Consider the following 14,188-nt stretch of genomic DNA (forward strand, 5'->3'; position numbering starts at 1 on the left):
ACGATATGAGACTAAGTGTATATGTATGATTATTAATTGTAAAGTATAAAAATACAAAAACAATTAAAAAAATGCATCCAATCTGAAGGCACAGGATGCATCAGGTGTTCAATCAATCGCTTGAAGATAGGCGATAATGTCAGAAAAACATGTCTCGAGCGGGCGATTCGTGTCGATTGTAAGCGTATGCATATGCGCTGGTTTTTTACTACCTGCGACAGTCCGATGAAAATCTTCTGGTGACACGCTTCTGATTTGACTGAGCTTCCGGTTTCGTTCCCGCAGCCGGCGATTGATTTCATCGATGTCATCGACGAGACACTCGACGTATCGATAAGTGGCTCCGCTATTTTCTGTAATCGCTAGGCCGCGCTCAATCATCACGTCATATAGACAAGGGCTATCCAAAATGACGTTTCGCCCTAAAGACAAATGGAACTCGACGAGCGCCCAATCGAGATCATAAGCGATTTTTCCGGCCAGCCCGGGGTCGAGCGAGTGTTGTGCGGTTGATTCGAGCAGTGCCGTCTTCGTGACATCGTGATCGACGATGACCGCATCCAGTCGTCTGGCGATTTCGCGAGACAGCGTCGATTTGCCTGACCCGGGGAAACCGGACATTTGAAGAAAAAACATAGGGTATCCTCACGTTTCGTTTGATTTCCCGATGGTGAATCCGCCGAACGGGGAGAGCGTCTCATCGACGTAACGGATGAGTGCGTCGGATTCGTTCGTATGCTCCTACGCCCCCGTCAGCATTGGCACATCATCAGGACGTTTCCATCCGGGTCTTTGAAATGAAACCAATGGTCGTGTTCAATCGAGGTTAAAATGTCAATTTGTCGTTGCATCATATGCGCGTATGCTTGGTGGATATCCGGCGTGTTCAAATGGAAAAGTGGGGTCTGGATGACGTTCGCTTCAGAAAAAATCTTACTATCGAGTACGAGATTTGGTCCGTTTAACGGGACGACATAAAGATGTCCGAACAGGATGTCTCCATCTGTCGCTAAATCAAACAGCTGACAATACCAGTCCCGGGACGTCGCAACGTCGCGGACGGGAATAAAGACGGTCCCGATTTCTGGGAGAATTGGATTCATGGATTCGCCTCCAGTTGATTCGCTACGAAACGACGGACTTCGGCCCGTGAACGCAGAATCATGATGTCTTTTTCGGATTCAAGTTTGTGTAAATGCTGTCGAATCGCTGGTCGCTGCGACTTCGGATAATCCCACACCGACTTCAAGAACTTCGGGTCGAACCGTTCCTCACAACCGGAGTTCATGTCCGGACGTGTCTGGCCGTGATCGGACAGCATGCGCTTCAAGACGCGATACGTCCAAACGGTCCTCGGCAAGTCGAGAAATATAATCGTGTCGGCAGCGGGAAGGCGCAATGAGGAATCTTCTTTGCATTAGAAATTACCTCTCGCATGTTGAATATCATGATTCTTCTGATTCTAGGATACGCCATTTTTCTATGACGCCGTCCTCTTCGTATAAGACCCGCACTTCCATTTGATTCAATACGAGCCGTTGCTCCGTTGCGAATAGGATGATTGGATAACCGATCGACAGCGGCTCGTCCGCCTCGAAGACTGGGCTGTGCGCCTGCATGGCGTAATAGCCGTCCGAGCGCGTATTGGCTGCCCCGGCATCGACTTGAATGACCGTCTCAAACCCCTGTAGTCTCAGGACGTAACTATACGTCGTACGAGCCCCTCGTTCGAGCCGCCATTCTTCAATCTTCGCTTCACGTCCGTCATTCGTTTTCTCCAGTAACACTTGTTGCGCCGTATACTCGCGTTCATAAGGGATCATCTCTTGAATGTTGACGGCCGTCATCGTGGCGACTTTTTGTGATTCTTCCGATGCCGGTGTGATGAGAATACCGATAAAAATCAAGATGGGAATCAATAAGTAAATGATGACCCGACTTCGCATATGCCTTCACCTGTCCTTTATCGATTTTTTCGCCATCAATCGAAAGAACCCTGCCTTTAGCCCGAAAAACATCGAGCCGACACGTCGAATCATCACGATTGAACGTCTGCCATGTATGATGGACGTAGGAGGGGATGGATATGCGTATCGGAGTCATTGGAGGTGGGATTGCCGGGTTGACGGCTGCCGCCCTCGCACAACGGCACGGACATGAGGTGACGGTTTATGAGGCGTCACGGGAATGGGGCGGCTGCGCCGGCAAGTTCGAGCGAGGCGACTACTTGTTTCCGGCCGGGGCGACGCTCGGTATGGGGTTTGAGCCGGGCGGGCTCCATGACCGCGTATTGCGCCATTTAGAAGAGACGGTCCCGGTTCGGCCGTTACAGGAAGTCATGGCGGTTCACTTGCTCGACCGGACCGTCGTCTATGATCAGGACCGCGATCGTTTCTTACGTGAACTCGAAAATAAGTTTCCGAGTGAGGCGAACCATGTCCGCGCGTTCATGAAAGAGATGTGGCGAGACTTTGAGACGCTCCGTCCATTGTTTGAACGGTTGCCGGCCTTGCCGTTTCGTAGTCGACAAGACGTCTTCGTCGCGGTGGAGGGACTAAATCCACAGCTTGTCGCCGTCGCGCCGAAACTCTATCGTCCGTTGCAAAAGACGCTTGCCCGTCATCAGCTGAGCGGGACGGTGTTCGAACAGTTTATTGATGGGATCTTGCTCGACAGTCTGCAGACAGGGGCGAAAGACGCGAGCCATCTGCTCGCCGCGGTCGCCTTGTCGATTTACCACGAAGGCGCGTTTTACGTCGAGGGGGGACTGTATCAACTTGCCCACGCGCTCGAACGCGCACTTCGTCGAGACGGCGGGACAGCACTACTTGGTCGTCACATCACCTCGATCGAACCGGTGAGTGACGGTTGGTTGCTGACGGATCGGCGCGGTCGGCTCGACATCGTCGATACGGTCGTATCGGCCATCCCGCTCGAGGCGACGAGTCAACTACTGACCGGGAAGGACGCGAAATCGTTCAAGCGCCAATATCGGCGTCACTTGAGCCGTTCGCAGTGGGGCACGTTTAGTCTATATATTACGCTCCCAGAACACGTCTGTTTGAACCGGCCATTGTTCCAACAAGTGTATACGGAGCATTTACCGAGCGGCCATGCGTTTTTGTCGATGTCAGCAGGCGGCGACGTGTTGCGTACCGACAAGCCCGAGCGGACGGTGACGGTGTCGACCCACGTCGACCTTTCGGAATGGAAGGATTGGAAACAGCGCGCCGTCTATGAGAAACTGGAACATGAATGGACCGAGCGTTTGATTGAGGCTGTGCGCATCGGATTCCCAGGTTGGTCGGGGCACACGAATCTCATGCTTCCAGGAGGACCGGGCGCCTGGGTGAAGTATACGAAACGCCCGAACGGTGCCGTCGGCGGCTATGCACAGACGCCGCGTCAATCATTGTTTCATGCCGCGAGTTATCGGACGAATCTTCCGGACTTTTTTGTCTGCGGGGACACGGTGTTTCCAGGCGCAGGGACTATTGGCGCGATGACGAGCGGGTTGCACGTGGCCCGGGCGCTCGGCGTGACGTTATAAGGAGACGATGGAAGATGATGAAAAAGCGATTTGATGAACTGACGACGCGTGAGCTGTACGCGCTCCTTGCCCTACGGACGGAAGTGTTCGTCGTTGAACAAGAATGTGCATATCAGGAGGTTGACGGGAAAGACCTCGATGCCGTCCATTATTGGGTGGAAGAAGGGGGCGAAGTCGTCGCGGCCTTGCGTGTTTTAGTTCACGCTTCACCCATTGCGATCGGCCGGGTCGTGACGAGACCGGGGCATCGGGGCAACGGCTATTCGCGTCAATTGATGCAGGCCGCGGTCAACGATTACGGGGGAGAAACCCTCTACTTACAAGCGCAGACGTATGTCGAACCGTTTTATGCGAGTTTCGGGTTCGAGCGGACGAGCGATGAATACGATGAGGACGGGATTCCCCACGTCGACATGGTACGAAAAAGCAACGCTTGAACTGAATCCATGATGTACCTTTCCGAATTCGTTCATGGTAGAATGATGGAGAACACTCGCGCACGTTTCGTGCGATCACATTATAGACAGCAAAGGGGTTTACGAACGTGACTGACCAACAAGTGATTGAAAAAGCAAAAGAATTGGCCGAACTTCTCGCGAAGACGCCAGAAGTGGCGCGTTTCAAAGAAGCAGAGACGAAAGTGAACGAAAGCGAACGCGTGCAAACGCTCATCAAACGCATCAAGTTTTTGCAAAAAGAAGCGGTCAACTGTCAACACTACGGGAAGACAGAGGCCCTCGCGAAAGTCGAACAGAAAATCGACAAAGCAATGGACGAGCTTGACGCGATCCCGGTCGTCCAAGCGTTCCAAGAGACGCAAGTTGAGGTGAACGACCTGCTTCAATACGTGACGGTGACGCTTGCGAACTCAGTGACCGACCGCATCATCGAATCGACAGACGGCGACGTACTCGCTGGTAAAACAGGAAGTGGCATGGCGGCCGAGAAATCACGCGGCGGCTGCGGATACTAACAAACAGCTGGCCTCTGGTCAGCTGTTCTAATTTCTAGAGGTGAAAAAAATGGAAATCATACATCAAACCCCGATGATGAAACAATACTTCTCAATCAAGGCGGACCATCCAGACGCCTTTTTGTTCTATCGACTTGGCGATTTTTATGAGCTGTTCTTTGAAGACGCGCAAATCGTAGCGAAAGAACTCGAATTGACGCTCACATCGAAGAACGGGAAGAACGCGGAACATCCTATTCCAATGTGTGGGGTTCCTCATCACTCGGCCGCTATCTACATTGAGCAATTGATTGAGAAAGGTTTTAACGTCGCCATCTGCGAACAGATGGAAGATCCAAAAGCGACGAAAGGGCTCGTCAAACGGGAAGTCATCCAAGTGATCACACCTGGGACGTATATGGCCGCCCTCGGTGACAAGGAGAACCGCTATCTTGTCGCGGTGACGAACCATCCACTCGGCTACGGGGTGGCACGCGGCGATGTGACGACAGGTGAATCTTGGCTCACGACCTTGCCGACGCGAGAAGCCGTTCGCCGCGAGATGGAAGGGCTACTCCCGAACGAGGTGCTCGTCTCGGACGAACGTTTGAAGGACGTGTTGGCACCGCTCGGGATCCCACTCTCGGTTCAAACCGACCGGATCGATAGCGACTTGGCCGTTGACGCTAGAGACGAGGCGCAACGAGACGCGTTCGCCTTGCTATACGCGTATTTGACACGAACACAAAAACGTTCGCTCGACCACTTGCAACCTGCCGTTGCCTATGAAGTCGAGCAGCACATGCAGCTTGACGCCAACACGGCCCGAAACTTGGAATTGTTCCGCTCGGCCCGTTCCGGGGAACGGAAAGGGTCGCTCCTCGCCCTGTTAGATGAGACGACGACCGCGATGGGAGGGCGACTATTAAAACGTTGGCTCGAACAACCGCTCTATACGGAAGGGGCGATAGAAGCGCGACTCGATGCGGTCGAAAACTTGTTAGACGACTTCATGTTACGTGACCAACTCCGCGAGCAGTTGAAGTACGTATACGATATCGAGCGTCTCGTCGCCAAGGTCGGATACGGGACGGCAAACGCCCGCGACCTCGTGCAGTTGCGCGATACGTTATCCCGCATCCCGGACGTGCGCGCCCTGTTACAAGCGGTGACGGCGTCAAGGCTTCGTCAAATCGATGCGGAACTCGATTCGTTTGAGGAATTAGCGGAATTGCTTCACCGAGCGCTCGTCGACGCACCGCCCATCTCGACGAAGGAAGGCGGCATGATTCGAGAAGGGTATTCGAGCGAGCTCGACGAACTGCTCGAAGCGAAAGCGAACGGGAAGACGTGGATTGCCAACCTTGAACAACAAGAGCGTCTTGCGACCGGAATCAAGTCGCTCAAAATCGGTTATAACCGTGTGTTCGGTTACTATCTTGAAGTCACGAAAGCGAACGCGAAGCTGCTCGAGGAAGGGCGGTATGAACGGAAACAGACCCTAACGAACGCCGAGCGTTACGTCACACCGGAATTAAAAGAAAAAGAGGCGCTCATTCTTGGGGCCGAAGAGAAGAGTTGCACGCTCGAGTATGACTTGTTCGTGGCACTTCGAGACGAGGTCAAGCGCGAGACGAAACCGTTGCAGCGGCTTGCCCGTTCGCTCAGTGAACTCGACGTCTTGCTCAGTCTCGCCATCGTCGCCGAAAAACGGGATTACGTTCGCCCGACGACGGCGAAACATGTTCAAATCGACCGCGGCCGCCATCCCGTCATCGAGACGGTGCTCGGGCGCGGCGAGTACGTCGCGAACGACTTGACGCTTGACGACTCACGGCGGATGCTCCTCATCACGGGACCGAACATGTCCGGTAAGTCGACGTACATGCGTCAATTCGCACTCATCGCCATCATGCATCAGATCGGTTCGTTCGTCCCGGCCGAAGCGGCCGAGCTCCCATTGTTCGACCGTATCTTCACGCGAATCGGGGCAGCCGACGATTTAGTCAGCGGCCAGTCGACGTTCATGGTCGAGATGACCGAGACACGTCAAGCCGTCACGGAAGCGACGGAACATAGCCTCATCTTGCTCGATGAGATTGGACGCGGGACGTCGACGTATGACGGGATGGCGCTCGCGCAAGCGATCGTGGAATATATCGCGGCCACGATCGGCGCGAAGACGCTCTTCTCGACCCACTATCACGAGTTGACCGTGTTGGAACAGACGATCTCGACGCTAGAGAACGTGCACGTCCGCGCAGTCGAACGTGATGGTCGCGTCGTCTTCTTGCACGAGGTCCACCCAGGCAAGGCGGATAAATCGTATGGGATTCACGTCGCCGAGTTGGCCGACTTGCCGGCAGATTTGATTGACCGGGCCCGGTCCATTTTAGAGCACCTCGAAGCCGAACCGGCGCCGGATGAAGCGAAGCGAGAAACACGCCCGACAAGTGAGACGGATGTGGCCCAGCTGTCCTTGTTCGAGAAATCGGACAGTTTAACAGACGAACTGCTCGCGCTCGATTTACTCGCCATGAACCCGATCGAGGCGATGCAGGCGCTCTATGCGCTACAACAAGCTGCGAAGAAAGGATGAGACGATGGGAATCATTCAAGAACTCCCTGAACAGTTAGCCAACCGAATCGCGGCGGGTGAGGTGGTCGAGCGACCCGCCTCGGTCGTCAAAGAACTCGTTGAGAATGCGATTGACGCCGGCGCGACGAAGATTGAGGTCGAGCTCGTCGAGGCCGGGATTCGGCTCATCAAAGTCCGGGATAACGGACACGGATTTTATGAAGATGACGCACCGCGCGCTTTTCTCCGTCACGCGACGAGCAAGATTCGCGACGAGCATGACTTGTTCCGCATCCGAACGCTCGGTTTCCGAGGCGAGGCCCTCGCGTCGATCGCCTCGGTTAGCCACGTCACGCTCAAGTCACGCCGCGCTGAAGAGGTCGGATTTGAGATGACGCTCGAGGGAGGGGTCTTGACCGAGACGAAGCCTGCGGCAATGAACGTCGGAACGGAGATCACGGTCAGCCAGCTGTTTTACAATACGCCGGCCCGGTTGAAATATTTGAAGACATCGGCGACCGAACTCGCGAGCATCACGGATACGTTGAATCGTATCGCCCTGTCTCATCCAGAGGTTCGTCTTGCAGCCTATCATGAAGACAAGGAGTTGTTGCGGACGAACGGAAACGGTGACCTTAAACAAGTGATGCTCGCCATCTATGGACGCCAAGTCGCCTCTCAAATCGTGACGGCGTCGAGCAAGACGAACGACTATAGTTTGAGCGCGTATCTCGTCCGTCCGGAAGTGACCCGTTCGAATAAACAATACGTGACGCTCATCTTGAACGGACGCAGCATCAAAAACTTCGCCCTCACCCAAAGCATCCTCGAAGGCTATCACACGCTACTCCCGATCGGCCGTTACCCCATCGCTGTGCTCGAAGTGAACATGGACCCGATGTTGATCGATGTCAACGTTCACCCGACGAAGCGCGAAGTCCGGCTCTCAAAAGAAAAAGAGTTATGTCAATTGATTCAAGACACGGTCCAACTGACGCTTCGTGAGCAACGCCTCATCCCGACGGTCCAACCGAAACCGAAAGTGGAACGCGCCCAGACGGAACAAGCGCGACTCGACTTTACCGTCGAGCGCTCGCCTGAAGTGAAAGAAGAGCCGGCATGGAACTACCCGATACCACGTGAACCGATCACGTCGCCGAGCCAGTGGGCACCAACGCCTTTGAACATGGAAGTCTCGCCGAGGCACGAGCCTGATTCGGAGGCCACCCCGATGAAACAGAAGACGGAGCGGCTCCCCGAGCTCGACGTCATCGGGCAATTACACGCGAGTTATATCGTCTGTGGCGGCGAGGACGGCATGTACGTCATCGACCAGCACGCCGCGCAAGAACGGATCAAGTATGAACTGTTCTATGAACAACTCGGGAATCCGGGGAAAGAGTACCAGCTACTCTTGTTACCGCTCACGCTCGAATTCACCCAGCAAGAAGCGCTCGCCATCGAAGAAGTGCTGCCGCTCTTAGAAGAGGCCGGGATTCAACTCGAGCCGTTCGGGGGGAACACGTTCCTCGTCCGAGAGATTCCGACGTGGTATCCGCAACACGACCTTGAAGGAACGGTTCGGGATTTAGTCGAGATGGCGATTCGCGATCGTTCGATTGACCTTGCCAAATATCGCGAGGAGGCGTCCATTTTGATGGCATGCAAACGTTCGATTAAAGCGAACCATCCGTTGAACGTCGAGATGATGCGCCAACTGATTCACGACTTGTCGGAGACAGCGTCGCCTTACACGTGTCCGCACGGTCGCCCAATCCTTGTTAAATGGAGTACGTACGAACTTGAGAAACTGTTTAAGCGTGTCATGTGACAACGTTGTAATCTTTTTTTAACGGTCTGTAACGTTTACCCGATGCGTGACGTGGGAACATTATACACATGTCGCTCAACGCATCGAGGTTGAGAGGTGGCTCTTTCACTGCCTCACCCTCAAGATGTAGACATGATCCATTAACCAGTAGGGGGAAAAGATTATGGCAGACAAGCTTAATGTAACGAAACGAGAATTACGACCACGTTCGGTCCGTGCAAACTTACGCAAAGAAGGAAAAGTGCTAGGTGTCGTTTACGGCTACAAAGTCGAGAGCACACCAGTCGCGTTTGAAGAGATGGCACTTCGTAAAATCCTTCGTGAGCATGGTGATAACGCCTTGATCGAACTCAACATCGACGGCAAGAAAGTGAACACGCTCGTTCACGGGACAGAAGTTGACCCGTTCACGAACGAGTATAAGCACGTCGAGTTCATGGCCGTGAAGATGGACGAAGCAACAGAAGTCGAAGCGGACGTCACGCTCGTCGGCGACGCGAAAGGTGTCAAAGAAGGCGGCTTCTTGGCACAAACGCTCTATAAAGTCACGGTATCGGCCACACCTGCCAACATTCCAGAGCGCATCGAACTCGATGTATCTGAACTTGGCATCGGTGACTCGGTGACGGTAGCGGACATTCCAGAAAACAAAGACTACGAGGTTGTCTCGGATGGCGAACTTCAAATCGCATCGGTTAATGAGCCGGTATCACTTGAAGAGCTTGAAGCAGACACAGATACTACGCAAGAAGGTGAAACTGAAGCGACTGAAGAAGAGTCGGCTGAAGCATCTTCGGAAGAGTCTGAAGAGAAGTCTGAAGACAAAGAATAAGCTCGATCGAACGACCCTTTGCGAAGGGTCGTTTTTTTCGTCACAAATCCGACATATGTAAACGATTACGATGTGAAAAATGTGTCAACATGGTCCAAGGTCGATTGCAATTTATTGGATTCGGGCTTATATTGTTAATGATTTCACATGTTCGTTCTTATTATAAAGGTTCATTCAAACAGAAAGAAGGGTTTGTGACATGGCATCAATGGAAATCCATGCACTTGAATCATTACGGAAGAAAGCCCAGGCGTCATCGCACATGATTCATTATCGGCCAATGGAATACTTTTTACGGGCGATGCTCGCCGGGATCTTTATCGGGTTCGCCGCCATCTTCACACTAAAAGTCGTCAATGGCATGTATCTGCTTGATTCGCCGTTCACGACGCTCATTGGCGGCTTTTCGTTCGGGATCGCACTCGTCATGATCATTTATGGGGGAGCTGAGCTGTTCACGGGGAATACGATGTACTTCACGACGTCGACGTTGCGCGGATATACGACGCTCAGTGATACGATGCTCGTCTGGTTATTGTGCTTTGTTGGGAATGCAGTCGGCGGAATTTTGTTCGCCATATTGCTTGCCCCGACCGGAATCATTCAAGAACTTGGGATGAACAACTGGTTGTTCGCCGTCGTCGAGAGCAAGATGCACCATACGACGGTCGAGATTTTCTTCCGTGCCATCTTCTGTAACTGGATGGTTTGCCTGGCGATTTTCTTGCCGAAACAAATGAAAAATGAATTTGCGCAAATCTTCTCGATGATCTTCCTAGTCGCGGTCTTCTTCGCTTCAGGATTCGATCATGTCATCGCGAACTTCGTTTTGTTCGCGCTCACGCTCGTCGTCCCGCACCCAGAGACAATCAGTTTCGCCGGGGCGATTCACAACTTGGTTCCGGCGACGTTCGGAAACATCATCGGAGGTGCCTTGTTCATGGGGGCCATCTATACGTGGTTGAACGCGAAAGGATTGCGGGAAGCCCAAGAGTCAGAAGAAGTCGAGTTGACGATCGTCAAACCTGCTAAAGAAGTATGACTTATATCACGAATCGTAACAGTCGAGTCCCTGCCTAGGGTTCGGCTGTTTTTTGTCATGTTTGCCCTATAAAGATGTCACAAAGTCGTCCCGCATAAATGCCTGCGAACGTGACATAATCTATATATAGATGATTGGTTCGCTGTTTACAGCGAATGGATTCAATATATAGTGAGGTGTTGCAAAGTGAATTTAATTCGATTGTATGAAGATGTCTGTGTCCTCCCTGACCAGGATTTGGTCCAAGAAAACGCGAACGTGGACGGCAAGTCGCCGCTCGGGAAGCTGGCTCGCTTGTCCTCGGAAGTGTCAAAAGAACTCGCGACGACGTACTTGTTGTCCGAACGCTCGCGACGTGCGGTCGCCGATAATTTTTTATACATTCACGATGCAGACTATTACGTGACGGGCTCAACGACGTGTTGCCAAATTCCGCTCGGTGACTTGCTAATGAACGGCTTTCACACCGGACATGGGACGATTCGGCCCCCGAAAGACATCCGGTCGGCGATGGCACTCGCCTCGATTATCCTTCAGGCGAACCAGAACATGCAGCACGGAGGACAGGCGTTCCCAATGTTTGACGTTGATTTAGCTCCCTATGTGGAGAAGACGTATGAACGTCACCTCGAACGACTCCGTCATCTCCCGGTCGAGTTGACGGACACCGAGATGCGTACGATTGCGGAAGAAGAGACGATTACGGCGACGTATCAAGCGTGCGAGGCGTTCATCCACAACGCCAACTCGATGCATTCCCGTGGCGGTGGGCAAGTTCCGTTCGTTTCCATTAACTATGGGACGGATACGTCACGATGGGGCCGAATTTTTATTCGGGAACTGTTACGCGCGACCGAACGCGGTCTCGGGAATGGCGAGACACCGATCTTCCCGATTCAAATTTTTAAAGTAAAAGAAGGCGTCAACTTCCATGAGGGAGACCCAAACATCGACTTGTTCAAACTCGCTTGTCGAGTGACAGGGAAGCGGCTGTTCCCGAACTTTTCCTTCATCGACGCCCCGTTCAACGCGCAATACAATGACGGTACGCCGGAGTCCGAGGTCGCCTATATGGGTTGCCGGACACGCGTGATGGGCAATCGGCACGGCGCTGAGACGTCGATTGGACGGGGAAACTTGTCATTTTCGACACTGAACTTGGTAAAGATGGCCCTCGTTTCATCTGACATCAAAGCGTTCTATCGTATGCTCAACGACTATTTCGACATCGCAATCGAGCAATTACGCGACCGGTTCGAATACCAGTGCAAACGCCGAGCCGATGAATTCCGTTTCCTTTACGCACAACATGTTTGGCGTGGCGGCGAGACGCTCGCTCCGGATGACGAGGTCCGCGACGTATTGAAGCAAGGTACACTCTCGGTCGGTTTTATCGGGCTGGCCGAGACGTTACAGGTTCTATTGGGGTCGACCCATGCCGAGTCGCGAGAAGCTGAACGACTTGGCCTAGAGATCGTGACGCATCTAGCCGAGCGGGTGAAAGAAGCGGCCGACCGATATGATCTAAACTTCTCGCTCCTTGCGACCCCGGCGGAAGGGTTGTCCGGCAAGTTCGTCGTGAAAGATCAGGAAGCGTTCGGGATGATTGAAGGCGTGACCGACCGCGCGTTCTACACGAACTCGTTCCACGTGCCAGTCTATAAAGATGTCTCGATTCGTGAAAAAATTAGAATTGAGGCGCCTTACCATGCCCTTTGTGACGCTGGCCATATCACGTATGTCGAAGTCGATGGTTCCCTTGCCCATAATTCGGAAGCCGTCGAGGCAATCGTTAGACTGATGCGTAAACATGACATTGGCTATGGGTCGATCAATCACCCGGTCGATCGTTGTGGGAATTGCGGACTTGAAGGCATCATTGATGAAGCATGCCCGACTTGCGGGGAGTCCGAGCAAATTGAGCGTATTCGCCGTATCACAGGATATTTGGTCGGCACAATGGATCGATGGAACTCGGCAAAACGGGAAGAAGAACGAGCGAGGGTGAAACATGATGCGCGTCCTATCCGTCATTGAAGATTCGGTCGTCGACGGGCCGGGAATCCGTACCGTCGTCTTTACAGCGGGCTGCCCGCATCACTGCCGAGGCTGTCACAACCCGGAGTCATGGAATCCAGCCGGCGGGGAAGAGGTGTCAGTTGAGACACTTCTAGAACAGATCCAAGTGTCTGGGTGGGACGGGGTTACCGTTTCAGGCGGTGAACCGTTTATGCAACCGAAAGAGTTGGCGGCTCTCGTTCGGGGCTGCAAGCGATTGGCAAAAAACGTTTGGGTTTATACCGGGTATACGCTTGAGTTACTTGAACAGATGAATGACGAACACGTGACGGACGTGCTCAATCAAGCCGACGTGCTCGTCGACGGGAAATTCATCGAGTCCCTAAAGGACAGGTCGCTCCGATTCCGGGGTTCGCGCAATCAGCGCATCATTTTTTTGAACAAAGTGTGATCGGGGCGAATCGCCTCGATTTTTTGTATACTCATAAAAAAGGGGGAATTTACATGAAATGGTGTACATATGAACGTGACGGGGAAGTAGCGATTGGGATCGTCGAAGGGACGAACGTGTATGACGTCAGTAATCAATTACATACGAACGCATTGTTAGAAGTCATCGCCCGTGAGTTCGAGCCAGACGTCGACCTAGACGTCGCACCGCGCTATCCGCTCGAATCGGTCAAACTGCTCGCACCGTACCGTCCGCTCAAAAACGTCATCTGTATCGGAAAGAATTACGAAGAACACGTGAAAGAGATGGACACGGCAGGGGCCGGGAAGCTCGTCATCTTCACGAAGGCGCCGACATCGGTCGTCGGTCCAGACGCGGTCGTCGAACGACATCCGGAGCTGACCGACCAGCTCGATTATGAAGGGGAGCTTGCCGTCATTATCGGCAAGTCGGGCCGCGATATCGAACACGTCGAGGAACACATCTTCGGCTACACGGTCTTAAACGACATTACGGCGCGAGACGTGCAAAAACAACACGTCCAATTCTTCCGCGGCAAGTCGTTTGATACGTTCTGTCCGATTGGCCCTTACGTCGTCACACCGGACGAGCTCTCATTCCCGCTCACGATCGAGACGACCGTAAACGGGGAACTTCGACAAGCCGGCACGACCGCCGACATGATTCGGCCGATTGAAGAATTGATTCGGACGCTGTCAAAAGGAATGACGCTCGAAGCCGGGGACATCATCGCGACCGGAACGCCTGCTGGTGTCGGCCATGGGATGAAACCACCTGTCTATTTACAGACAGGCGACACGGTCGAGGTATCCATCTCGGGGATTGGTTCGCTACGAAATATCATCGTCTAACATATTGACGCAAATTGTGAAGAATCTTGTAAACGCTCCGTCAATTCTCGATGAGCGGATT

Annotated in this window: 14 protein-coding genes; 10 read left to right on the forward strand and 4 right to left on the reverse strand. The window is 53.1% G+C overall.

Features of this window, described 5'->3' with window-relative positions; all coding sequences use genetic code 11:
* Nucleotides 1–108: 108 nt before the first annotated feature.
* From RT52_RS04230 to RT52_RS04245, 4 genes are all read right to left on the reverse strand, one after another.
* A complete protein-coding gene (locus RT52_RS04230; RefSeq protein WP_034815267.1) occupies nucleotides 109–636 on the reverse strand; it encodes a P-loop nucleotide/nucleoside kinase family protein in 528 nt (175 codons plus the stop codon).
* Between the two features lie 116 nt (nucleotides 637–752).
* The gene (locus tag RT52_RS04235) at nucleotides 753–1,103 is read right to left on the reverse strand and encodes a VOC family protein (RefSeq protein ID WP_034815269.1); all 351 of its coding nucleotides are present in this window, start codon (nucleotides 1,101–1,103) and stop codon (nucleotides 753–755) included.
* A complete protein-coding gene (locus RT52_RS04240) occupies nucleotides 1,100–1,399 on the reverse strand; it encodes a P-loop NTPase family protein (protein ID WP_051690259.1) in 300 nt (99 codons plus the stop codon). The genes RT52_RS04235 and RT52_RS04240 overlap by 4 nt, the downstream gene beginning before the upstream one ends.
* 46 nt (nucleotides 1,400–1,445) lie before the next feature.
* Nucleotides 1,446–1,946, reverse strand: a complete 501-nt coding sequence (locus tag RT52_RS04245) for a hypothetical protein (protein ID WP_034815271.1) — start codon at nucleotides 1,944–1,946, stop codon at nucleotides 1,446–1,448.
* Nucleotides 1,947–2,086: 140 nt separating this feature from the next.
* On the opposite strand from RT52_RS04245, the gene RT52_RS04250 reads away from it, so the two are divergent.
* The 10 genes from RT52_RS04250 (at nucleotide 2,087) to RT52_RS04295 (ending at nucleotide 14,127) form a co-directional block, all read left to right on the forward strand.
* Complete coding sequence (locus RT52_RS04250; RefSeq protein ID WP_034815273.1) at nucleotides 2,087–3,550, forward strand: phytoene desaturase family protein; 1,464 nt, start codon at nucleotides 2,087–2,089, stop codon at nucleotides 3,548–3,550.
* 14 nt (nucleotides 3,551–3,564) lie between these two features.
* Nucleotides 3,565–3,987, forward strand: coding sequence for a GNAT family N-acetyltransferase (locus RT52_RS04255; RefSeq protein ID WP_034815275.1), 423 nt, complete (start codon nucleotides 3,565–3,567; stop codon nucleotides 3,985–3,987).
* Nucleotides 3,988–4,094: 107 nt separating this feature from the next.
* Nucleotides 4,095–4,523, forward strand: a complete 429-nt coding sequence (locus RT52_RS04260; protein ID WP_034815278.1) for a YlbF/YmcA family competence regulator — start codon at nucleotides 4,095–4,097, stop codon at nucleotides 4,521–4,523.
* Nucleotides 4,524–4,572: 49 nt separating this feature from the next.
* Entirely contained in the window at nucleotides 4,573–7,101 is a 2,529-nt protein-coding gene (gene mutS / locus RT52_RS04265; protein ID WP_034815280.1) for a DNA mismatch repair protein MutS, read from the forward strand.
* 4 nt (nucleotides 7,102–7,105) lie between these two features.
* Nucleotides 7,106–8,911 (forward strand): DNA mismatch repair endonuclease MutL, encoded by a 1,806-nt coding sequence (mutL, locus tag RT52_RS04270; protein WP_034815282.1) that lies wholly within the window; start codon nucleotides 7,106–7,108, stop codon nucleotides 8,909–8,911.
* A gap of 163 nt (nucleotides 8,912–9,074) precedes the next feature.
* The gene (locus RT52_RS04275) at nucleotides 9,075–9,743 is read left to right on the forward strand and encodes a 50S ribosomal protein L25/general stress protein Ctc (RefSeq protein ID WP_029335235.1); all 669 of its coding nucleotides are present in this window, start codon (nucleotides 9,075–9,077) and stop codon (nucleotides 9,741–9,743) included.
* Nucleotides 9,744–9,951: 208 nt separating this feature from the next.
* On the forward strand, nucleotides 9,952–10,785 hold the full coding sequence (locus tag RT52_RS04280; RefSeq protein WP_034815488.1) for a formate/nitrite transporter family protein: 834 nt from the start codon (nucleotides 9,952–9,954) through the stop codon (nucleotides 10,783–10,785).
* A 186-nt stretch (nucleotides 10,786–10,971) separates the two neighbouring features.
* The gene (locus tag RT52_RS04285) at nucleotides 10,972–12,822 is read left to right on the forward strand and encodes an anaerobic ribonucleoside triphosphate reductase (RefSeq protein WP_081852649.1); all 1,851 of its coding nucleotides are present in this window, start codon (nucleotides 10,972–10,974) and stop codon (nucleotides 12,820–12,822) included.
* A complete protein-coding gene (nrdG, locus tag RT52_RS04290; protein ID WP_034815286.1) occupies nucleotides 12,800–13,255 on the forward strand; it encodes an anaerobic ribonucleoside-triphosphate reductase activating protein in 456 nt (151 codons plus the stop codon). Before RT52_RS04285 ends, nrdG begins: the two co-directional genes overlap by 23 nt.
* Before the next feature lie 53 nt (nucleotides 13,256–13,308).
* The gene (locus RT52_RS04295) at nucleotides 13,309–14,127 is read left to right on the forward strand and encodes a fumarylacetoacetate hydrolase family protein (RefSeq protein ID WP_034815288.1); all 819 of its coding nucleotides are present in this window, start codon (nucleotides 13,309–13,311) and stop codon (nucleotides 14,125–14,127) included.
* Nucleotides 14,128–14,188 lie beyond the last annotated feature (61 nt).

Source organism: Exiguobacterium alkaliphilum 12/1 (assembly GCF_000714435.1).
Classification (GTDB): Bacteria; Bacillota; Bacilli; order Exiguobacteriales; family Exiguobacteriaceae; genus Exiguobacterium; species Exiguobacterium alkaliphilum.